The organism is Mesorhizobium sp. WSM4845, from assembly GCF_055811455.1.
In genome coordinates this window covers 60568-81113 of the sequence record NZ_JBVVQA010000012.1, presented here as the reverse complement: position 1 = coordinate 81113, position 20546 = coordinate 60568, and the positions used below count along the sequence as shown (strand labels likewise).

Genomic DNA, 20546 nt, shown 5'->3' with positions numbered 1-20546 from the left:
AATCGCGACAATGGACGTGAAGAAGAACGGCGACGTTTCATTCTGGTATGCCGACATCGGCGGCGTGCCCGGCTATCGGCCGCCGCTGCAGGGCGATATCGTGGCCGACGTCTGTATCGTCGGGGCCGGCTACACCGGCCTTTGGACCGCCTATTATCTGAAGCAGGCAGCCCCGCATCTCAATATTGTCGTCATCGAGAAGGAGTTCGCCGGCTTCGGTGCTTCGGGGCGCAATGGCGGCTGGCTGTCCGGCGGCTTCTCATGGTCGCGCGAAAAATATGAGGAGGCAACCTCGCGCGCTGCAGTCATCGCCATGCAGGCGGCAATGACGGGCACGGTGAACGAGGTCATATCGGTTGCGGAAGCTGAAGGCATCGACGCCGACATTCGTCGCACCGACGAACTGCTGGTCGCAACCAACGAGGCGCAGGAGCAGCGCGCCAAGGCGATGTATGCCCATGCCAGATCCTGGGCGCTGACCGACGAGCGCGTCGGGTATATCGATGCAGCCGAGATGCGTCGGCGCATAGCGGTACACAACGCCCGCGGCGCCTTCGTCATCAAGAAGGTTGCGCGGATTCAGCCCGCAAAGTTGGTGCAGGGGCTCGCCAGGGCAGTGGAGCGGCTCGGCGTCCCGATCTACGAACAGACGACCGTGCTGTCGATCGAGAGCGGCAAGGTCGCAACCAACCGGGGCGTGGTGCGGGCCGAAAAGATCGTGCGGGCGACCGAGGGTTTTACCGCGGGAATCGCCGGCCACGAAAGACTGTGGTTGGCGCTCAACAGCGCCATCGTGGTCACCGAGCCGCTTTCCGACAAGCTGTGGAGCGAAATCGGCTGGGATGGCTACGAGGTGCTCGGCGACGCCGCGCACACTTACTGCTACGCCCAGCGCACCCGGGAAGGACGCATTGCCATGGGCGGGCGCGGGGTGCCCTATCGGTTCGGCTCGAAGACCGACGTTCGAGGCGTCACCCAGCAGGCGACGATCGACAAGCTGCATAAAATCCTGACGACGCTTCTGCCGCAGACCAAGGGGCTCAAGCTCGACCACGCGTGGTGTGGAACGCTGGGCGTGCCGCGCGACTGGTGCACGACGGTGGGCTTTGACAGGCACACCGGAATAGGCTGGGCCGGCGGTTATGTCGGCCTCGGCGTTTCCACCTCGAACCTCTCGGGGCGCACTCTGCGCGATCTGCTGCTGGGCAACGACACCGAGTTGACGCGGCTTCCCTGGGTCAATCGAACCGTGCGCAAGTGGGAGCCAGAGCCGCTGCGCTGGCTTGGCGTCCATTCGATGTATCAGCTCTATCGAATTGCCGACGAGCGGGAAGCAAAGGGGCTGCCGCGCACGTCGCGGCTGGCCGCCCTGGCCGATCGCATCACCGGGCACTGAACCGCATCACTTCAGGGATTTAGCAATGATCGACTTCAAGACCTTCGCCCACCTGGCGCATATCGACCTCGGTGAGCCCCAGCCGAAGCCCACCTCGCTGGAAGGCGATCAGATGGAAGCAGCCAACACGCTTTGGACTTCGGAGGATGGCAAGATCGAAGTCGGTGTCTGGGAATGTTCGCAAGGCCGGTTCACCGCGCGCCGTGACACGAATTCCGAGATTTGCCACATCGTGTCCGGCCGCGTGACGCTGCACGGTCCTGGTGGCGCAGCCAAAGATGTCGGACCCGGCGAATTGCTCGTCCTGCCGCTTGGCTGGGAGGGCGAATGGACCATCCATGAGAAAACGCGCAAGCTTTACATCCTGCATTCGATCTGAACGCCGCGGGCACGTTCGCGACGGTAGGGCAGTGGCCGCTGAACTAAACTAGACCCCTTCGACCAGCACGATCTCGCCGTCGGCTACTTTCTGCCGGATCGCCACGGCGCGTTGATACTCCGGCGAGTGATAGCAATCGTGCGCCGCAGCCAATGACGGAAACTCGATGATCACGTTGCGGTCGCGGCCCGGCCCTTCTGCTTTTTCATGCGCACCGCCTCGTGCCAGGAAAACCGCGCCGAAACGATCGAAAGCCGGTTTGGCGGCAGTGACATAGTCCTTGTAGCCTTCCGCATCGCGCACATCGACGCGGGCGATCCAGTATCCCTTCGGCATGCTTGTTCTCCGAATTGTTAGGCCGAGCGCATTTCGTCAAGAATTGCTTCCGCGACCGCTCGCCTGTCGGCGGCGCTGACGATCGGCCGGCCGACGACGAGATGGCTGGAGCCGTTGCGGATCGCCTGCGCCGGCGTGACGACGCGTTTCTGGTCGCCATGGTCGCTGCCCTTGGGCCGTATCCCCGGCGTGACGACGGCCATGTTGGGGCCGACGATCCGGCGCACCGCTTCCGCTTCCTCGGCCGAGCAGACGATGCCGCCCATGCCGGCATGCAGCGCCTGCTCGGAGCGCCTCAGCACCAGCGTATGCGGGTCATGCTCATAACCGGCGTCGATCACGTCCCGCTCGTCCATCGAGGTCAGCACGGTGACGCCAAGCAGGCAGAGATCGCTGCCCCTGGCGGCCGCGACCGCTGCCTTCATCGTCTTCGGATAGGCGTGCAGCGTCAGCATGGTCATGCCCATCCTGGCAATGGCCTCGACGCCCTTGGCTACCGTGTTGTCGATGTCGAGCAGCTTCATGTCGAGGAAGATCCTGGTGCCGCCGCTGGCGAGCTCGCGGGCGAAGTCGAGGCCGCCGGCGAAGGCGAGCTGATAGCCGATCTTGTAGAAGGAGACGACCCCGTCGAGCTCGCGCACCACCGTCTCGGCGTCCTTCAGCGTCGGCACGTCGAGGCCGACGATCAGCCTGTCTTGCATGGTGCTGGCGCGCTCCCGGATCACGCCTCGATCCGCGTCGACAGCAGGCGCGAGGTTTCGATCAGCGTGCGGCATAGGTGCTCCATCGATCTGTGCAGTCGCTCGTCCCTGAAATTCCCGTCCTCGTCGAAGGCGTTGCCGCCCTCCGGGACAGAGCACTCCGGCGTCACCACCTCCATCTGGCAGCGCACCAGCACGGCGCGCAGATGGTTGATGCAGCGTACCCCGGCGAAATGTCCTTTGGAAGACGAACAAAGGCCGGCGGGCTTGCCGGTGAACGGCCTGAACGACCGCCCGTCATCTGTGCGCACCCGGCTCACCCAATCGATGGTATTCTTGAGCAGCGGCGGGATCGAGCCGTTATATTCGGGCGTCGCGATCAGCAGCCCGTCATGGGCCGCGATTTGCCGGGCAAGCTTGATGGCGTTCTCGGGAATGCCTTTCTCCTTTTCCAGGTCCTCGTCGAGGATCGGCAGCGGATAGTCGGCAAGCGAGATGCGGGTCACCTCGGCGCCGTGCAGGGCGAGTTCCTTCTGCGCCACATCGGCGGTCCTGCCGCTGTAGGCGCCAGAGCGAATCGAACCGGCGAAGACGAGAATTTTCGCGATCACTGCCATCGGCCCCCTTGTTCCCGGACAGGTACAGCCAGGGATCTGTCAAATCAACGCACCGGCGCAAAAATCGAAAAGGGATCTTGGGGGCACATGAGAGAAGGGTGTGTAGAGATTCAGGTCAGGCCGAGCCGAAAATGGTTGGTTCCGAGAACCGGAGCGGAGCGTACTTGAAGTACGTGAGCACCGGAAGCGCAGGAAGCTGCCATTTGCAGGCCGGTCTCACCTGAATATCGGCACACCCTAATGCGCCCCGCGCCGGTAGATCCAAAGCTGCGTTGGCGGGATGTTGCGGATGACGAAATGGAAATGCTCGACCGTGTAGTCGCCGCGGCCGGGCGGGATCGGCGACAGCGGGCCGTAGGTCAGCTGCACGACCGGGCGGCCTGTCGGGATGCGATCGAGAAGGCTTTCGACGTAGGCGACGCGCTGTTCGACCGGGAAATTGAGCAATGGCACGCCGGAGATGACCGAATCGAAGGTCAGGCCGCTCTTGTCGCCGAGCGTCGCATCGAGATTGAAGGCATCGCCCTCGATGACGTTGACGCCGGGATAGAGCTGGCGCAGATGACGCACGAAATCGGGGGAGTATTCGACTGCGTAGAGATTTTCAGGCTTTACGCCGTGGGCGAGGATGGCTCGGGTGATGACGCCGGTGCCGGGCCCGACTTCGAGCACCGGCAGGCCCGACATCGGGTTGATGACGGAGGCCATCTTGCGGGCCGTGATGGAACTGGTCGGCACGATCGAACCGACCGCCTTCGGCTTGTCGATCCAGCCCTTGAAGAACTTCAGTTCGTCGTCGAACTTCTCTGCCAGCGTCTTTCGCAGTCCGGGACCATGTGCCATGCAAGTTCTCCTAACGGTCCCCCGAGTGGCTACTTAGCAGCTACGGGCCTCAAGGCAAGGCGGACGCCGGTATAAGGTGTTGATGACGCTAGGGGAGCTTCCGCTCGGGTGAATTCTACACCCGATCGGCGAGAGTCGCCATCAGCGCTCGCCGAAGGTTTCGAAAAAGTCCTTCATGCGGGCGAAAAAGCCGCTCGACTGCGGCGAATTATCCTTCGAGGAAAGCTGCTCGAACTCCTCCAGCAGCTCGCGCTGGCGGCGGGACAGGTTCTGCGGCGTCTCGACCGCGGTCTGGATGTAGAGATCGCCGACATTGTGCTGGCGCAGCACCGGCATGCCCTTGCCCTTGAGGCGGAACTGGCGGCCGTTCTGGGTGCCTTCCGGCACCTTGACCTTCGTCTGGGTGCCGTCCAGCGTCGTCACCTCGAAGGAACCGCCAAGGGCAGCCGTCGTCATTGAGATCGGCACCTTGCAGTAGAGATCGGCGCCGTCGCGCTGGAAGAATTCGTGCGGCTTGACCGCCAGGAAAATATAGAGATCGCCCGACGGGCCGCCGCGCAGGCCGGCCTCGCCCTCATTGGCGAGGCGAATGCGGGTGCCGTCCTCAATGCCGGCCGGGATGTTGACCGACAGCGAGCGCTCCTCGGTGACGCGGCCCTGGCCGGCGCATTTCGCGCATGGCTCCTTGATGGTCTGGCCACGTCCATGGCATTGCGGGCAGGTGCGCTCGATCGAGAAGAAGCCTTGCGTGGCGCGCACCTTGCCGTGGCCGTTGCACATCGAGCAGGTGACGGGCTGGGTGCCGGGCTTGGCGCCGCTGCCGGAGCATTCCATGCAGGAGATCGAGGCCGGCACGTGGATCTGCGCCGTCTTGCCGGCAAACGCCTCCTCCAGCGTGATTTCCATATTGTAGCGCAGGTCTGCACCGCGCTCGCGTCCGCCTGACGAGCGGCGCTGGCGCCCGCCCATCATGTCGCCGAAAATATCCTCGAAGATGTCGGCGAAACCGCCGGCGCCGAAGCCGTGTGCGCCGCCGTTCATGCCGCCCTGTTCGAAGGCGGCGTGGCCGAAACGGTCGTAGGCCGCCCGCTTCTGCGGATCCTTCAACGTCTCGTAGGCTTCGTTGATTTCCTTGAATTTGTGCTCGCAGGCATGATCGCCGGGATTGCGATCGGGGTGGAACTGCATGGCCAGCTTGCGGAAAGCGCTCTTGAGCTCCTTCTCGTCGGCCCCCTTTTGCACGCCCAGCGTTTCGTAGAAATCAGCTTTCATCTTTTCCCGCAGTCCGGATATTCAACGTCTTGAAGCACTTTGCGTCGTTCGCCGGCACGCTGTTCCGATTTAGGTGCGATCGAGCCGGGATGCCAGTGTTGACACGGGCTTGCCCGCGTTTTTTCGATCAGGCGCGCACTTTTTCGGCCAGAGTTGCAAAAAAGCCCGGCTTTACGCCGGGCTTTACTACAGCGCCGCGCGTCCTGTTGGACACGCAAAGGACGCTATAGCACTTTGATTTTTGCGCATGATCCTTTCCGGAAATCGATTCCGATTTCGGGGTCATGCGCCTAAACCTGCCGGCAGGCCGCTCAGGCTGACTTCTTCTTGTCGTCGTCCTCGTTGATTTCCTCGAAGTCGGCATCGACCACGTCGCTGTCCTTGGCGGCGTCCGCCTTGGCGTCAGCTTCCGCGGCCTCCTTCTGCGAAGCCTCGTACATGGCCTGGCCGAGCTTCATCGAGGTTTCGGCGAGCGCCTGCGTCTTGGCTTCGATCTCGGCCACGTCGTCGCCTTCGGCAGCGGTCTTCAGCGCCGCGATCGCATCGGCGATCGCCGTGCGGTCGGCCTCGGAAACCTTCTCGCCATATTCCTTCAGCGACTTCTCCGAGGAATGCACCAGCGCCTCGGCCTGGTTGCGGGCCTCGACCAACGCACGCCGCTTTTTGTCGGCCTCGGCGTTGGCTTCGGCATCCTTCACCATCTTCTCGATGTCGGCGTCCGAAAGGCCGCCAGACGCCTGGATGCGGATCTGGTGCTCCTTGCCGGTGCCCTTGTCCTTGGCCGAGACGTTGACGATGCCGTTGGCGTCGATGTCGAAAGTGACCTCGATCTGCGGCACGCCACGCGGCGCCGGCGGAATGCCGACCAGGTCGAACTGGCCGAGCGCCTTGTTGTCGGCGGCCATTTCACGCTCGCCCTGGAAGACGCGGATGGTCACGGCCGATTGTGAATCCTCGGCAGTCGAGAACACCTGGCTCTTCTTGGTCGGGATCGTCGTGTTGCGCTCGATCAGCCGCGTGAACACACCACCCAGCGTCTCGATGCCGAGCGACAGCGGCGTCACGTCAAGCAACAGCACGTCCTTGACGTCGCCCTGCAGCACGCCGGCCTGGATGGCGGCGCCCAATGCGACGACCTCATCCGGATTGACGCCCTTGTGCGGCTCCTTGCCGAAGAACTGCTTCACGATCTCCTGGATCTTGGGCATGCGGGTCATGCCGCCGACCAGGACGACCTCGTCGATTTCGCCGGCCTTCAGGCCGGCATCCTTGAGCGCCGCCTTGCAGGGTTCGATGGTGCGCTGGACGAGATCCTCGACCAGGCTCTCGAACTTCGCCCGCGTCAGCTTCAGCGTCAGGTGCTTGGGGCCGGTGGCATCGGCGGTGATGAAGGGCAGGTTGATCTCGGTCTGCGTCGTCGACGACAGCTCGATCTTGGCCTTTTCGGCCGCTTCCTTGAGGCGCTGAAGCGCGAGCTTGTCGCTGCGCAGGTCGATGCCCTGTTCCTTCTTGAACTCGGCCGCCAGATATTCGACCAGACGCATGTCGAAATCCTCGCCGCCGAGGAAGGTGTCGCCATTGGTCGACTTCACCTCGAACACGCCGTCGCCGATTTCGAGCACCGAAATGTCGAACGTGCCGCCGCCAAGGTCATAGACAGCAATGGTCTTGCCTTCCTTCTTGTCGAGGCCGTAGGCAAGTGCGGCCGCGGTCGGCTCGTTGATGATGCGCAGCACTTCCAGGCCGGCGATCTTGCCGGCATCCTTGGTGGCCTGGCGCTGGGCGTCGTTGAAATAGGCCGGAACGGTGATCACCGCCTTCTCGACCTTCTCGCCGAGATAGGCTTCCGCCGTTTCCTTCATCTTCTGCAGGATCATTGCCGAGATTTGGCTGGGCGACTGCTTCTTGCCGCCGGCCTCGACCCAGGCGTCGCCATTGTCGCCCTTGACGATCTGGTAGGGGACAAGCTTCTTGTCCTTCTCCGTAACCGGATCGTCATAGCGGCGGCCGATCAGGCGCTTGACCGCGAAGATGGTGTTTTCAGGATTGGTGACCGCCTGGCGCTTGGCCGGCTGGCCGACGAGGCGCTCGCCGTCGCTGTTGATGGCGACGATGGATGGGGTCGTGCGCGCGCCTTCCGCATTCTCGATGACCTTCGATTCCTTGCCGTCCATGATGGCGACGCAGGAGTTGGTGGTGCCCAGATCGATACCGATTACTTTTGCCATTTTTCTAATCTCTCCGCTAAGCAGGCTCTCAGGACCCGTACAGGCGTTCCGACGAAAGCCCCTGTTCACAAGAAATTCCGCTTCGGCAACCGGTATTCCGGCGCCGAACGGCTTGGCGCGTATATAAGAACAGGCTGCGCGGCGCGCAAGCATTCTGCGCAAGGCATCCAACACATCCTTTTCTCGGCCCGGCCAGGGTTCTCCGGCCCATGAACGTTTCCGCGTCGGTTCGCGACTGACACCCAGATGCGCCGCGTGGTGCGGCCCTGGAAAGGAAAGGCCATGGCTGGAAATCCAGGCTCGGCGCGACCACCGCTTTCGGGGTGGGGTCGCTATGCCAGGCGTTCCGCTGGTTCCGTTGACCATGCGTAAGAGCCGGCATATCGTGATTACGAGGAAAGCAGACAAATTCGATCAGGGAAAACGTGCCGGAACGTCGCGCCTTGCCCTGGTTTGCGCGGAAACACCGGATGTTTCTCCCGTCGCCCGCGGGGGGAATTCCATGTCTTGCGACCACGGCGCGTTCGTACGCTCTCGTGCTGGCCGTTTGCGCCGTGCGATGCAAACAGCCAGCGGCTTTCCGGCGTTGGCGCTCGCCACCATCCTGTGGCTTGGCGGTGCCGTGCAGGCGCAGGAAACGCAGATCATCTATCCAGGCTCGATGGCGGTGACCGGATTTTCCGGTACCGTCATTCGTGATCCTGAGGAGGGCCTGCCGCCCAGCGTCGACCCGGTCGACGAGACCTTTATCGACACGACGCGCGCAACCTTGCGCGTCTTTGACGTTTCAAGGCTGGGCGGGCGGGCCTCCGGCCAACTCGTCTTCACGCCGCCGCCCTTCGAAGTGACGGCCGGGCAGATCGGCCAGGTGTTCGGCATCACCTATGACGACGGCGTGCACGACGGTGCACCCTCGGGCATTGCGAACCTCTATGCCGGCGCCACCTCGCTGCATGGCGTCCGCATCGTCACATCGGACGAAGATGCGGACGGTCGTCCCGAGCGGCAGCGTCGTGGTGCTGCCGGCGCCACCTTCATGGACGGCCAGTTCGGCACCGAGAACGGTGGCGGACCGGGCACGATCTGGAAGATCGACGGCATCACCGGCCAGGTCAGCAAATTCGCCGACCTCGCCACCAACAGCGGCCCTGGCATCGGCGACGTCACCTTCGACACTATCAGCCGCCAGTTCTTCGCCAGCGACCTCGACACCGGTCTCATCCACCGCATCGACGCCAACGGCGTACTGCTCGACAGGTTCGACCACGGCGTTGCCGGGCGCCCGGCGCACGGGCTGGCCCCGCTCGCCGACGATGGCCTGGTGATGGACATCGAGGGCGCTGCCTTCGACAGCGAGGACCCCGACAGCTGGGGTTATACGCAGGATGAGCGTCGCGTCTGGTCGGTCGCCTATCACGGCGGCCGCCTCTATTATTCCGTCGGTGAAAGGGCCGAGCTCTGGTCGGTGGGCGTTGCCCGCGACGGCAGCTTTGCTGGCGACCCGCGCTGGGAACTGACGGTCAAGCCCGGCAAGGACCAAGGGGTCACCGATATCGCCTTCGACATCAGCGGCTTCATGTACCTGGCCCAGCGCGGCCCGGTGGAAAACCGCTACGACTACAGCCGGTTCGCCGATACCGGCACGGGTGAGGTCTTCCGCTACGGGCGCGAAAACCCGGACGATCCGGCGACGGAATCAATCTGGGTGGAAATGCCGCAGGACTATGCGGTCGGCTTCCCGCAAGACAACCGGCAGTCGGCTGGCGGCCTCGACCTGCAATATGGCTATGACGCCGACGGCAATCTCGACGCGAGCATCTGCACCGAGACGCTGGTCAAGACCGCAGACAAGTTGCGCGACAACCCCGCGCTTGCCGAACGGCTTGCCGGCGGCGGGCCGCTCGCCGTGCACGGTGTGCAGATCACGCCGACGGCGCTGGTCAAGCCAGCCAACGTGCCGCCTTTCGGCGCGTGGTTCGTCGACTTTGACGGCTATTTCGAAGACCCCGAGGTAGAAGGCCCTGAGGCAGAAGGGCATGTCGGCGACGTCGAAGTCTGGCATCCCTGCGAAGGCCGTGCCGGCTACAATGAGCAGATACCGGGCGGCGGTTACCTGCCGCCTTTCTATCCGCCTGATTTTCCGCGGCCCGGCGGCATGCCTCCTTGCCTCGACAAGGACCGCGACTGCGCCTCGATCCCGATCTGCCGGCGTGGCGACCGGGGCCGCGACTGCCGGCCGCCGGTGGAAAAGAAGGTCGATTTGATCCTGAAGAAGCGTGCCCGCACCCCGGTCTGCACGGCAGATGGTGTCTGCACCTTCGTGATCGATATCATCAACAACGGCAACGTCCGCTACGACGGGCCACTGACGGTTACCGACACCTATCCGGGTGGCGTGCCGGCATCGTCGAGCTTCCGCCCGATCCCGCCATGGACATGCGGACCGAACGGCCCCGGCCAGTTCCGTTGCGACAACGCCGGCATCGTGCTCTCGCCGGGCGCCTCGACGCCGATCTTCGTCAAGGCGGTGATGCCGGCCGGTTACCGGCCAAACACGGTCGAGAACTGCGCCGAGGTGAAAGCCATCCCCGGCGAGAACAACCTCACCAACAACAGGGCCTGCGCCAGGCAACGCATCCGTCATCCCGACAGCGGCAAGCCGGCCATGCGCATCACCAAGATCTGCAGGGGAGCGCTGGCCGGTGCTGCGGTCGTCACCTGCCGCATCACCGTCATCAGCACCGGCACCAGTGCCCCCACCGGTCCGCTGCGGGTCAACGATGCCGCGACGCTGGTGCCCGGCGGCAGGCCCGTTCAGATCCAGACCGTCACTCCCGACGGCGCGGAATGGACGTGCGGACCGGTTCCGGCCAATGCGTTGTCGTGCCAGATTCCCGGCGCCGTCATGACGCCCGGAACCAGCCGTCACTTCGACGTGGCGCTTGCAGCGAATGGCGTATTCGAGAACTGCGCACGCGGCTCCTACGGCCCGGCGCCAGGAGACGACGTGGTCCATCCGATCGGCAGGGCCTGCGCCAAGGGTGGCGGCGCCTCGACCATCCGTGTCGAGAAAACCGGCGATGCCGAGTGCCGGGTCGGCCAGCCCTGCTCGTTCGAGATCACCATCGCGAATGATGGGAAAAACGCCTTCTCCGGTCCGGTTCGCATTGGTGATGCGATCGGTGTCGAAGGCCTTGGCCGGCTGGAAGGCGTTGCGATCACCTCGATCGACCCGCCCTTCGGCTGTGCGCCGGAACCGGCGACCTTGCCTGCATCCTGCATCGCCAACCTGACGCTCGGCGCCGGGGAAAGCCACGTTCACCAAGTGACTGTGATAATTCCCGACGACGGCCGCCTGGCCAATCTGCAGGGCACCGTCAGCGGCCAGAACTGTGTCGGCGTGCTGTCGCCCGATACGCCGGTGCGAGGTGCCGGCAAAATGCTCTCCCGCGAGTCGGCCAATGTGCAGGGCGATCGCGGCAAGGCCTATGCCTGCCATCCCTTCACCATCAAGAAACAGGTGAAGAAGGCGTGCTCGCAGGGCCTCGTCATGAACGACGCCGGTCGCTGCGTCTGCCCGCAAGGCACCACTTTCCGCAACGGCCAGTGCTCGTCGGCTGGCGGCACGGTCATCATACCGAAGCCGAAGGAGCGCTGCGTGCTGCTCAAGGGCCAGATCCGTACCTCCGAGGGGCGTTGTGTCTGCCAGCGCGGAACCGAGCTGGATAACCGCAGGTGCGTGTCGACCGACGAGCCGCCGGCACGCCTGTGCAAGCTGCTGCCTGGCCAGATCCGCACCAAGAGCGGCGATTGCGTCTGTCCGAGACGGACGGAACTGAGGGGCAGGGCCTGCATGCCGATCGTCACGAAGCCGACCGTTGAACAGTGCACCATCCGCGGCCAGGTTCACAACAAACGTGGCGCCTGTGTCTGCCCGCGCGGGACCGAGGTGATCAGAGGCGCATGCCGCCGGGCGCAGCTGGAGTGCGCGCCTGGCTCACGGCTGATCAACGGCCGGTGCCAGCCGATCATCCAGCGGCGCTGCCCGGTTGGGACAGTCGGACAGTATCCGGACTGCACTCCGATCCGCAGGGCGCCGACGCTGCAGATTAATCCGAACCTGCTGCTGAACCCGAGCATCCTGCAGCAGCCGAGGCGCAGGCCGCGGGCTCTCCAGTAGGGTCCCGGGCTCAGCCCAGCACCAAGACCTCGCCCAAGCAATCCGGCGGGGTTTTTTCGTCCGTCGGACGTGTTTCAGCCGCTGCGTGAACCTTATCGCCGCAGTCGGCGACAAACTCCCCGAAGCAACATTTCAGGGAGAGAGAAAATGTCTTCAGCCAAACATGCTTTCCGCAACACGGCAGCGGCCGCTGCCCTGATCGCAGCTGCGCTCGCCACCACGCCGGCCTTCGCCAAGCAGGCGAACATCAAGTCAATGTCGTTCAACACCGAAAGTGCCAACACGACAATCCATGTCGGCTCGAGCGACAAGCAAAAATGGGACACGCTGAAAAGCGGCAACGTCCAGTTCTGGGGCCACATGAAGCTCAACACACGGTGGCCAGGCTATGTGCAGGACGTCGGCGTGGCGCTCGGCGTTTGTGGACCGGGCCAGTGCGGCGCGTTTCCTCCGATCTGGAGCGCCTCGCCTGTCGGCCGCGACTACGATCACCAACAAAATTTCTCCTTCGACCCCTCAATCATGCCGCTGTCCTCAGATAGCGGTATCGCCGTCGTGCCTTACGGCAACCAGATCATCGCCAGGTGCAACCAGCACCTCCAGCCCGATGGGCCGACAAAATCCTACTCGTTCACGCACAGTTTTCATGCGAGCTTCTCGGCACTCACCGACACGGCGCTCGACATGGACAATGCGGTCAGCGAGGCCCAGGGCGGCAGCTGGCCCCATCCGCTGTACGACTCGCACTATGCCGAGCATGGCTCGTTCGACGTCCAAATCGTCTGCGACCCCGTCATCAAGCCGCCGGTTCAGGACGTCGCCAATGATTTCGGCGAATTCGACGTCGAAAACGTCAAGCTGTTCCTGACCACCTACCAGTCGAACCAGGCCGGCTCGACGCCCGGTACGGTCTGCCCGTCGTTGAAGGTCACGAGCCGGGCGCAGGCCAACCAGGCCGGGCCGGTGTCGATGCGCATCTGGCGCCAGAAGAACGACGGGCCGATCACCTCCGAGGTGCAGCAGGCGTGGGCGTCATACGACGCGACCAAGAATGGCTATTTCGCCACCTATGAGAAATGGGAGGACGTCGGCGCCACCGCCTATTTCCAGTACAAGACCGAGATCATCGGCAACGGCCCGTTCGAACCTTTCGACGGCTGGAAGGACATCACCGTCCATTGCACCGGCGCGGGTGGGGGCGGCTTCACCGACGCACCTCAGGATAACCCCGAAAACCCGCCGGCGCATTCGGACTGGCAAGGCGAGGTCACCGTCTCGGACAGCGCTGGCTTCAAAAAACTCTGCCCGCGCAAAGGCCAGGTGGCGTTCGAGGTCGAGCGCGATGCGCCGGGTGCGTTTCACTACCGCATCAGTTGCTCGAACGGCGCATTCTTCACCGGCACGACAGCCGCCTTTAACAATGGCGGTGTGTTCAAGGCGAGTGCCGCACACGAACTCAGCATCGTCAGAACCCGCTCGATCCAGTGCACCCTGCAGGAGATCAAGCAAAACGGTTCGATCGCCACCGTCGACAACAGCACGGAGGATTTTACCTGCATCAAGCGCAATTTTGATCCGAATGCCGATGGTCTGGCGGTCGATACGCGACCCAATCCCGGCAAACCGCAAGTTCCGCCGGTCGTCATCGATGCCGGCCGCACATGCCTGCCGAGCCAAAGGCTGATCCGTGGCAAATGCGTCGACAGGCCGGTCGTGGCTGCCTGCCGCAGCACCGAAAAGCGTGTCGACGGCAAATGCGTTGGGGTCAGCATCCACTGCCTGCCCGGTCACCATCAGGTCGGCCTGAAATGCGTGCGCAATGCAGTGATCGCCGACAGGTGCAAGCGCGACGAACAGCGCATCGATGGGAGATGCGTGCACAAGCCCTCCATCATTGTCGATTGCAAGCGCGGCTATCATCTGGTCGGCAATGCATGCGTCAAGAAGCCGGTGATCGTCACCGCCTGCCGGGCAACCGAAAAACTGCTGCGTGGACACTGCGTGCCCAAGCACCCTGTGAAGAAGCTCAACCTGCAGAAAGTGAAGCAAGCCAGCGGCAAGGTGTTGCCGCCACGACCGGCCAGGCCGCGGCATCCCGTGAACTGAAATCGCGACGCTTGAACAGGGAGAGAGGTGGCCGATGCTGCCTCTCTCCTTTCGCGCTGGCACCGGATTCCTGTCGACAAGCAGCGCTGAGACGATTACGGCGAAGGCGGGCTCGAGAACGGGAAGCGAACATGGCTCAAAAGACCCTGATCGCGCCATCGGTGCTGGCGTCGGATTTTTCGAAGCTCGGCGACGAGGTCGAGGCGGTGGTGGCGGCCGGCGCCGACTGGATCCATCTCGACGTCATGGCCGGGCATTTCGTGCCCAACATCACCTTCGGCCCGCCGGTGATCAAGGCGATCCGCAACCGCACCAAAACCTTTTTCGACTGCCATCTGATGATCGCGCCGGCCGATCCCTACCTGCAGGCGTTCGCCGAAGCCGGCTGCGACGGCATGACGGTGCATCCCGAGGCCGGGCCGCATCTCGACCGTTCGCTGCAGACGATCAGGAATTTGGGCAAGAAGGCCGGCGTGTCGCTAAACCCGGCGACGCCGGAAACGGCGATCGAATACTTGCTCGATCGGCTCGATCTGATCCTGATCATGACCGTCAATCCGGGTTTTGGCGGCCAGGCCTTCATCCCGGAGGTCGTCGACAAGGTGAAGCGGGTGAAGGCGCTGATCGGCAATCGGCCGATCCGGATCGAGATCGACGGCGGCGTCTCGCCCGAAACCGCGCCACTGGTCACCGCCGCCGGCGCCAGCGTGCTGGTCGCCGGTGCGGCTATCTTCAAGGGCGGCAGCGTCGAAGCCTATCGTGCGAACATCGAGGCGATCAGGACAGCGGCCGACCAGGTGGCCGGCTGACGCTGCCGGCGCGACGTCATCGGCACGCGCTGTTCTCCCCAGCCGGTCAGGAATTCGTTGGCCGACGCCGGTGCGCCTGCGCTCGTGACATGCGATCCCCAGCCAAAATGGCCTTGTCCATTTTTGGCGATTTTATTGGCATATCCAAAACTACCATCCATATTCTCTGTCTCACCCTGATGCCTCTCCGGACCCTCCCGCAGGCTCCCCTTCGACGGTCGGATCGATGAATCGCAGCCCCTTCTTCGCTGACCTGCTGAACACCATCGCCGACCGCGGCCGGATGATGCTGAACCTCGTGCGCGGTGACGAGCCGGTTTCGGCCGACAGCCTGGCACGTTTGTGCGTCCGTCTGCTTTCCAGCCAGGGGGAGGCATCGGGCGTCGCCTATGCAAGAGAAATACTCGATCGCTGGCGAACTCTCGGCGCCGATGGCAGGCTGGCTTTCCTGCATGTACTGCGCGATCGTTTCGGCACCGATCACACCAGGCTTGCCGCCGCGGTGGATGCCTATCGCGCCGCGCCGGACGATCGTTCGGCACTTGCCCTGCACGACGCCGCCGAGCCGGCCAGGCAGGAGCTTTTGCGCCGCCTGAACCTGGCGCCCGGCGGCATCGAGACGCTGGTGCGCATGCGCGAGGATCTGCTTGCCCGGCTGCCCACATTGCCCGATCTCGCCATCGTCGATGCCGACTTCACGCACCTGCTGTCGTCATGGTTCAACCGCGGCTTCCTGGTGCTGCGGCGGATCGACTGGTCGACACCGGCCAACATCCTGGAGAAAATCATCCGCTACGAGGCGGTGCATGCCATCCACACCTGGGACGATCTGCGCCGCCGGATCGAGCCCGCCGACCGGCTCTGCTATGCGTTCTTTCATCCGCAGCTCGGCGACGAGCCGCTGATCTTCGTCGAAGTCGCGCTCACCCGGGCGATGCCGACGACGATCGCCGAGCTGCTCGCCGACGAGCGGCCGCTGGTGCCGCCGCGGCAGGCTACGACGGCGGTGTTCTATTCCATCTCCAACTGCCAGGAGGGCCTGCGCGGCATCTCCTTCGGCAATTTTCTGATCAAGCAGGTGGTCGAGGACCTGCGCCGCGACCTTCCCGGCCTGACCGATTTCGTCACCTTGTCGCCAGTGCCGGGCTTTGCCCGCTGGCTGGCCGAGCAGGCCGAAACCATCCCCTCCGCCACTGAGGCGCTGGATCTCGTCGCCGACGAGGGCTGGCATGCAGATGCTGCCGTGCGCGACCGCGCAGGCCAAGCCCTGCTTCCGCTTGCGGCACAGTATTTCCTCGAAGCTCGCACCGCCTCCGGCAAGGTGATCGACCCGGTCGCCCGCTTCCATCTAGGCAATGGCGCGCGGCTGGAGCGCATCGACCTTTTCGGCGATCTGTCGCCCCGCGCCTTGCGTCAGGCGCATGGCCTGATGGTCAATTATCGCTACAAGCTCGACGACATCGAGAAGAACCACGAGCTGTTCGCCGCCAGGAACGATGTGGCGGCCGCGCCCGCCGTGCGCCGCCTGCTGCCGAAACCGACGAGACCGTCTGCACCGCGGCTTCCGGCGCCAGCCCAGGTGATTGTGGACAAGAGGGACAGTTGAGCAACCAGCCGCTTCAGGCTGCGGGCCAAACGGCTGATATCTTAGGCACCCTTTGCGACACCGACCTCGAAAACCCTCTTGCCTTCTATCCAGACGCCCTTGACGTCCAATTCGTCCGACAGCGCAACGATATCGGCGGCGGTGCCGTTGGCGAAGCGCCCGAGCCGGTGTGATTGGCCGATCGCCTGCGCCGGATAGAGCGAAGCCATGCGCAGCGCCTCCGACAGGTCCAGTCCGACGACACGGTGGACGAAGCGGACAGCGGAGATCATGTCGAGGTCGGCGCCCGCCAGCGTCCCGTCGGCAAGCCGCAGGCTGCCGTCCCTGCGGTAGACGGCGCGGCCGTTCAGTGTGAACGAGGTCATGTCGGTGCCGATCGTCGCCATCGCGTCGGTGACCAGGAAAATCCTTGCCGGGCCCTGCTTGGCGCGCAAAGCGATGGCCATGGCGGCGGGATCGACATGGATGCCGTCGGCGATGATCCCGGCAAACAATGTGCCTGTATCGATGGCAGCACCCGCCAACCCCGGCTCGCGGTTGCCGATCTGGCTCATGGCGTTGAACAGATGGGTGACCATTGTTGCGCCGGCATCGGCGAACGCGCGCGCCTTGGCATAGAAGGTGTCGGAATGGCCGAGGCTGACGACGATGCCGGCCTCGACCAGCGCCGAAACGCGAACGGTGTCGACCGATTCCGGCGCGATCGTGGTCAGCAGCACCGGCAGGGTTTTTCGCGTCGCAATCAGCATCGCCTGGTCGGCATCCAGCATCGGCCGGATCAGCGCCGGGTCATGCGCGCCCTTGCGGGCGATCGACAGATGCGGGCCTTCGAGATGCAGGCCCAAAAAGCCAGGCACGTTTTGCCTTGCGGCCTCGGCACCGGCGGCAACCGCCGCTGCGGTGATCTCAGGCGTGTCGGTGATCAGCGTCGGCAGCAGCGCGGTCGTGCCGAACGGCGCGTGCGCCCGGCAGATGGTCTCGATCGAGGCGACATCGGGGTGGTCGTTGAGCATGATGCCGCCGCCGCCATTGACCTGCAGGTCGACAAAGCCCGGTGCAAGCATGCCGCCGCCGGTTTCGATACGCGCGACGCCGGACGGAACGGCTTCGGCGGCAACGATGGCCTCGACGAGGCCGTCTCGCACGACAAGGGCAGCGTCGTCGTGCCAGTCGTCGCCGTCAAAAATTTGGGCGCCAGTCAGGGCAAAACGGTCGCTCATATGGTTTCCGTCACCTTGCGAAGATTGGGCGGCGCGTCCGGATCGAGACCGCGATGACGGGCAAAGGCCTCGACGAAGCCATAGAACGACACAATCAGCGCCAGCGGGTCGGTCAGTGGATGGCCGGTGGCGACATGCGGCAGGTGCTGAGCGCTTGTCGTCTTGTCCGAAGTCACGAAGACCGCCGCGCCCTTGCCCGCCAGGCTGTCGGCGGCCTCTGCGACCGACGGCTCGGAAGCATCGCGGGCGGCGAGCGCCAGCACCGGAAAGTCAGGCCCGACCAGCGCCAGCGGGCCATGCATCACTTCGGCAGCACTATAGGCCTCGGCGTGCATGGCGCAGGTTTCCTTGAATTTCAGCGCCGCCTCATTGGCGATCGCCGCGGACGGACCACGACCGAGGATGAACAGAGACTTCTGCGTCTCAAGGGCGCTGGCCAGCGCCATCCAGTCGCAGGCGATCGCCTTGCGGAAATGTTCTGGCAAACGGGCGAGCGCCGCCAGCAACTTGTCGTCCCCGGTGCTATGCGCCATCAAGGCGAGGCCGGCGACGGCTGAATTGACGAAGGTCTTCGTCGCCGCGACGCTGCGCTCCGGGCCGGCCAGGATGTCGATGGCGTAGTCGCAGGCCCGCGCCAGCGGCGAATCGACGGTGTTGGTGATGGCGACGGTCAGCGAACCGCCGGCTCTCGCGGCTTGCGCCATGGCGACGATGTCCGGGCTCTTGCCCGACTGCGAGATCGCCAGGCAGGCCGAGCCGGCCAGCTTGAGCCTGGCGCCATAGATCGAAGCGATCGACGGGCCGACCGACGCGACGACAAGGCCGGCGGTCAGTTCCACCGCATACTTCATGAACGTGGCGGCATGATCGGAGGAGCCGCGCGCTACGGTGACGACGAAGTTTGGATCGCGCTCGCGAATGCCGCGCCCGGCCTCGGTCAGCACCGCTGCCGAGCCGTCGAGCAGGCGCGCGGTCGCCTCCGGGATCTCCTCGATCTCGCGCCGCATATGGGTAATTGTCGCGCTCATGGCCGGCCCTCTTCGCCCGGCCCGCTCAGCCGGAGCTCGGCGACGAAATCATAGGCGTCGCCCCTGTAGATCGAGCGGGTGAATTCGATCACCTTGCCGCTCGCCAGATAGGAAATACGCTCGATGTGCAGGCCGGCAATGCCAGGCGGCACTTCGAGCAGGCGCGCGTCGTCGTCGCCGAGATTGGCGGCGGAGATGCGCTGCACCGCCCGCACCGGCCGATGGCCGGTCGTTTCAAGCGCCGCGTAGAGCGACGAACCGATCGCCGCCGGGTCGGGCAGCACGCTGGCAGACAGTGCCGCGCGCTCGATCGCCAGCGGCGTATCGTTGGCGATGCGCAGGCGCGCCACCCGCGCCACCAGTTCGTTCGATGACAGGCCGAGCACCATCATCTCGTCCGGCGACGGCGCATAGAGGCCGCGGTCGAGCCATGCCGAACGCACCGCCATGCCGCGCCGCGCCATGTCCTCGGTGAAAGACGTCAGCCGCGACAGCGACTGCTCGACGCGCTCCATCCGCGGCGCGACGAAGGTGCCGGAGCCGTGACGCTGGACAAGGATGCCGCCCTTGACCAGATCCTGCACCGCCTTGCGCACGGTGACCCGCGAAATGTCGGCCTTGCTGGCGATGTCGCGCTCGGACGGCAGCGCGTCGCCCGGCCCGATCAGGCCGCGATTGACCGCGTCCTCGATGCTCTTCCTGAGCTGCAGATAGAGCGGCGTGCCGCTTTGCGCCGACTGCTTCAGCGTGGCGAAGATCTGATCGGCGGCCTCGCTCATCGTGCCGCCTCCGTCGCACCCGAGAAAACGCGCACCGCCATCTGCACTGCGCCGCCCAGCGCATCGTCGAGCGGCGGCTTCAGCAGCGCCCGGTAGCGCGCCGACAGGCGTCGTGCATAGAGCGGCGCCAGCCCGCCAAGCAGGCAGAGCGGATCGTCGTCGCCGAGATCGAGCACGCCAAGTGCTGCCTCGACATCGGCGATTGCCTTGTCGAGGATCCAGTTGGCGACGATGTCGCCCTTTTCGGCATGCTCGAAGACCTTTGGCGCGAAGCCGCCGAAATCGCCGGGTTTTGCGTTGGTGGTGAACTCGACCAAATCCTCGGGATTGTCGCGGAAGACGGCGAGCATGGCCTGCGTCAGCGGCGATCCCTGGCGGATGCCGTCATAGGCGAGCAGCGTCTGCTCGAGCAGGTCGCGGCCGATGCGGGCGCCGCTGCCCTGGTCGCCGACCTGGAATCCCCAGCCGCCGATGGCGCGCGACTTGCCGTTTTTGCGCGCCATATAGGCGGTGCCGGTGCCGAGGATGGCCATGGCGCCGTCACCGGAGCCGACCGCGCCTTCCAGGGCGATCTCGGCGTCGGTCTCGACACGGTTTTGGCTGAACGGCAGGATCGCTTCGAGCTGCTGCCTGTAGGTGCCGACATTGGCGCCGGCGAGGCCGAGGACGGCCGGGGTCTGCGGAATCAGTTCGGGGTCCTGCCCGGCGGCGACAAAGGCCTGCCTTGCCGCCTCGACGATGTTGGCCCTGGCGCCGGTGAGATCGGTGCGGATGTTGGCGGCACCGCTCTTGGCGCGGCCGACGACAGTGCCGTCCGCCGTTGCAAGAGCCGCCCTGCAGCTGGTGCCGCCGCCATCGATGCCAAGCACAAATTTCACACGATTTCTCCTCCTGGCGGATAATACCAATAAAATACCAATAGCCAAGGATTAATTTCCGTTTCAAAAAGATTAAGGCGTATTTGATTGAAAAACCACCGCATTTTGCTTGAATGGCGATTTCATGGCAGGGAAATCGCTAATGCGTGTGGACAAGTGGTATTTTTT

Annotated in this window: 16 protein-coding genes; 6 read left to right on the top strand and 10 right to left on the bottom strand. The window is 64.3% G+C overall.

Annotated elements, in window-relative coordinates; genetic code table 11:
* The first annotated feature begins 10 nt into the window (after window positions 1-10).
* A complete protein-coding gene (locus AC0L2C_RS15835; RefSeq protein WP_473523795.1) occupies window positions 11-1396 on the top strand; it encodes an NAD(P)/FAD-dependent oxidoreductase in 1386 nt (461 codons plus the stop codon).
* A gap of 25 nt (window positions 1397-1421) precedes the next feature.
* The gene (locus AC0L2C_RS15830; RefSeq protein WP_023801450.1) at window positions 1422-1775 is read left to right on the top strand and encodes a cupin domain-containing protein; all 354 of its coding nucleotides are present in this window, start codon (window positions 1422-1424) and stop codon (window positions 1773-1775) included.
* Between the two features lie 48 nt (window positions 1776-1823).
* On the opposite strand, the gene AC0L2C_RS15825 is transcribed toward AC0L2C_RS15830, so the two are convergent.
* The 6 genes from AC0L2C_RS15825 to dnaK form a co-directional block, all read right to left on the bottom strand.
* Window positions 1824-2111 (bottom strand): DUF1330 domain-containing protein, encoded by a 288-nt coding sequence (locus AC0L2C_RS15825; protein ID WP_091591899.1) that lies wholly within the window; start codon window positions 2109-2111, stop codon window positions 1824-1826.
* A gap of 17 nt (window positions 2112-2128) precedes the next feature.
* Window positions 2129-2812 (bottom strand): orotidine-5'-phosphate decarboxylase, encoded by a 684-nt coding sequence (gene pyrF / locus AC0L2C_RS15820; protein WP_128174823.1) that lies wholly within the window; start codon window positions 2810-2812, stop codon window positions 2129-2131.
* 20 nt (window positions 2813-2832) lie between these two features.
* Window positions 2833-3429: an NADPH-dependent FMN reductase gene (locus AC0L2C_RS15815; RefSeq protein ID WP_287055236.1), complete on the bottom strand. Its 597-nt coding sequence runs from the start codon at window positions 3427-3429 to the stop codon at window positions 2833-2835.
* A gap of 237 nt (window positions 3430-3666) precedes the next feature.
* Window positions 3667-4272: a phospholipid N-methyltransferase PmtA gene (pmtA, locus tag AC0L2C_RS15810; protein WP_287072014.1), complete on the bottom strand. Its 606-nt coding sequence runs from the start codon at window positions 4270-4272 to the stop codon at window positions 3667-3669.
* Between the two features lie 141 nt (window positions 4273-4413).
* Complete coding sequence (gene dnaJ / locus AC0L2C_RS15805) at window positions 4414-5544, bottom strand: molecular chaperone DnaJ (protein ID WP_473523794.1); 1131 nt, start codon at window positions 5542-5544, stop codon at window positions 4414-4416.
* 311 nt (window positions 5545-5855) lie between these two features.
* On the bottom strand, window positions 5856-7772 hold the full coding sequence (dnaK, locus tag AC0L2C_RS15800; RefSeq protein ID WP_128174782.1) for a molecular chaperone DnaK: 1917 nt from the start codon (window positions 7770-7772) through the stop codon (window positions 5856-5858).
* Between the two features lie 559 nt (window positions 7773-8331).
* Between dnaK and AC0L2C_RS15795 the strand changes: the two genes are divergently transcribed.
* The 4 genes from AC0L2C_RS15795 (at window position 8332) to AC0L2C_RS15780 (ending at window position 16473) form a co-directional block, all read left to right on the top strand.
* Window positions 8332-11952 (top strand): hypothetical protein, encoded by a 3621-nt coding sequence (locus AC0L2C_RS15795; protein ID WP_473523793.1) that lies wholly within the window; start codon window positions 8332-8334, stop codon window positions 11950-11952.
* 147 nt (window positions 11953-12099) lie between these two features.
* Complete coding sequence (locus AC0L2C_RS15790) at window positions 12100-14058, top strand: EB domain-containing protein (RefSeq protein WP_473523792.1); 1959 nt, start codon at window positions 12100-12102, stop codon at window positions 14056-14058.
* 131 nt (window positions 14059-14189) lie between these two features.
* Window positions 14190-14867 carry a ribulose-phosphate 3-epimerase gene (gene rpe, locus AC0L2C_RS15785; RefSeq protein WP_473523791.1) on the top strand — a complete coding sequence of 226 codons (678 nt, stop codon included), beginning with the start codon at window positions 14190-14192 and terminating at the stop codon, window positions 14865-14867.
* A gap of 226 nt (window positions 14868-15093) precedes the next feature.
* Window positions 15094-16473: a malonyl-CoA decarboxylase gene (locus AC0L2C_RS15780; protein ID WP_473523790.1), complete on the top strand. Its 1380-nt coding sequence runs from the start codon at window positions 15094-15096 to the stop codon at window positions 16471-16473.
* Window positions 16474-16514: 41 nt separating this feature from the next.
* Here the strand turns inward: AC0L2C_RS15780 and nagA are convergent, their stop codons facing one another.
* The 4 genes from nagA to AC0L2C_RS15760 are packed head-to-tail and all read right to left on the bottom strand — an operon-like array spanning window position 16515 to window position 20378.
* Window positions 16515-17693, bottom strand: a complete 1179-nt coding sequence (gene nagA / locus AC0L2C_RS15775) for an N-acetylglucosamine-6-phosphate deacetylase (RefSeq protein ID WP_473523789.1) — start codon at window positions 17691-17693, stop codon at window positions 16515-16517.
* On the bottom strand, window positions 17690-18721 hold the full coding sequence (locus AC0L2C_RS15770; RefSeq protein ID WP_473523788.1) for an SIS domain-containing protein: 1032 nt from the start codon (window positions 18719-18721) through the stop codon (window positions 17690-17692). Before AC0L2C_RS15770 ends, nagA begins: the two co-directional genes overlap by 4 nt.
* Window positions 18718-19500, bottom strand: a complete 783-nt coding sequence (locus AC0L2C_RS15765) for a GntR family transcriptional regulator (RefSeq protein ID WP_023801463.1) — start codon at window positions 19498-19500, stop codon at window positions 18718-18720. Before AC0L2C_RS15765 ends, AC0L2C_RS15770 begins: the two co-directional genes overlap by 4 nt.
* Window positions 19497-20378, bottom strand: coding sequence for a glucosamine kinase nucleotide-binding domain-containing protein (locus AC0L2C_RS15760; RefSeq protein WP_473523787.1), 882 nt, complete (start codon window positions 20376-20378; stop codon window positions 19497-19499). The genes AC0L2C_RS15765 and AC0L2C_RS15760 overlap by 4 nt, the downstream gene beginning before the upstream one ends.
* Between the last annotated feature and the right edge of the window lie 168 nt (window positions 20379-20546).

Excerpts from the sequence above, each read along its gene's own strand:
- rpe (WP_473523791.1), top strand. The coding sequence starts at position 14,190 with ATGGCTCAAAAGACCCTGATCGCGCCATCGGTGCTGGCGTCGGATTTT.
- AC0L2C_RS15795 (WP_473523793.1), top strand. The coding sequence starts at position 8,332 with ATGCAAACAGCCAGCGGCTTTCCGGCGTTGGCGCTCGCCACCATCCTG.
- pmtA (WP_287072014.1), bottom strand. The coding sequence starts at position 4,272 with ATGGCACATGGTCCCGGACTGCGAAAGACGCTGGCAGAGAAGTTCGAC.
- AC0L2C_RS15780 (WP_473523790.1), top strand. The coding sequence starts at position 15,094 with ATGAATCGCAGCCCCTTCTTCGCTGACCTGCTGAACACCATCGCCGAC.
- AC0L2C_RS15770 (WP_473523788.1), bottom strand. The coding sequence starts at position 18,721 with ATGAGCGCGACAATTACCCATATGCGGCGCGAGATCGAGGAGATCCCG.
- AC0L2C_RS15815 (WP_287055236.1), bottom strand. The coding sequence starts at position 3,429 with ATGGCAGTGATCGCGAAAATTCTCGTCTTCGCCGGTTCGATTCGCTCT.
- AC0L2C_RS15830 (WP_023801450.1), top strand. The coding sequence starts at position 1,422 with ATGATCGACTTCAAGACCTTCGCCCACCTGGCGCATATCGACCTCGGT.
- AC0L2C_RS15825 (WP_091591899.1), bottom strand. The coding sequence starts at position 2,111 with ATGCCGAAGGGATACTGGATCGCCCGCGTCGATGTGCGCGATGCGGAA.
- pyrF (WP_128174823.1), bottom strand. The coding sequence starts at position 2,812 with ATGCAAGACAGGCTGATCGTCGGCCTCGACGTGCCGACGCTGAAGGAC.
- dnaJ (WP_473523794.1), bottom strand. The coding sequence starts at position 5,544 with ATGAAAGCTGATTTCTACGAAACGCTGGGCGTGCAAAAGGGGGCCGAC.
- dnaK (WP_128174782.1), bottom strand. The coding sequence starts at position 7,772 with ATGGCAAAAGTAATCGGTATCGATCTGGGCACCACCAACTCCTGCGTC.
- AC0L2C_RS15790 (WP_473523792.1), top strand. The coding sequence starts at position 12,100 with ATGTCTTCAGCCAAACATGCTTTCCGCAACACGGCAGCGGCCGCTGCC.
- nagA (WP_473523789.1), bottom strand. The coding sequence starts at position 17,693 with ATGAGCGACCGTTTTGCCCTGACTGGCGCCCAAATTTTTGACGGCGAC.
- AC0L2C_RS15765 (WP_023801463.1), bottom strand. The coding sequence starts at position 19,500 with ATGAGCGAGGCCGCCGATCAGATCTTCGCCACGCTGAAGCAGTCGGCG.
- AC0L2C_RS15835 (WP_473523795.1), top strand. The coding sequence starts at position 11 with ATGGACGTGAAGAAGAACGGCGACGTTTCATTCTGGTATGCCGACATC.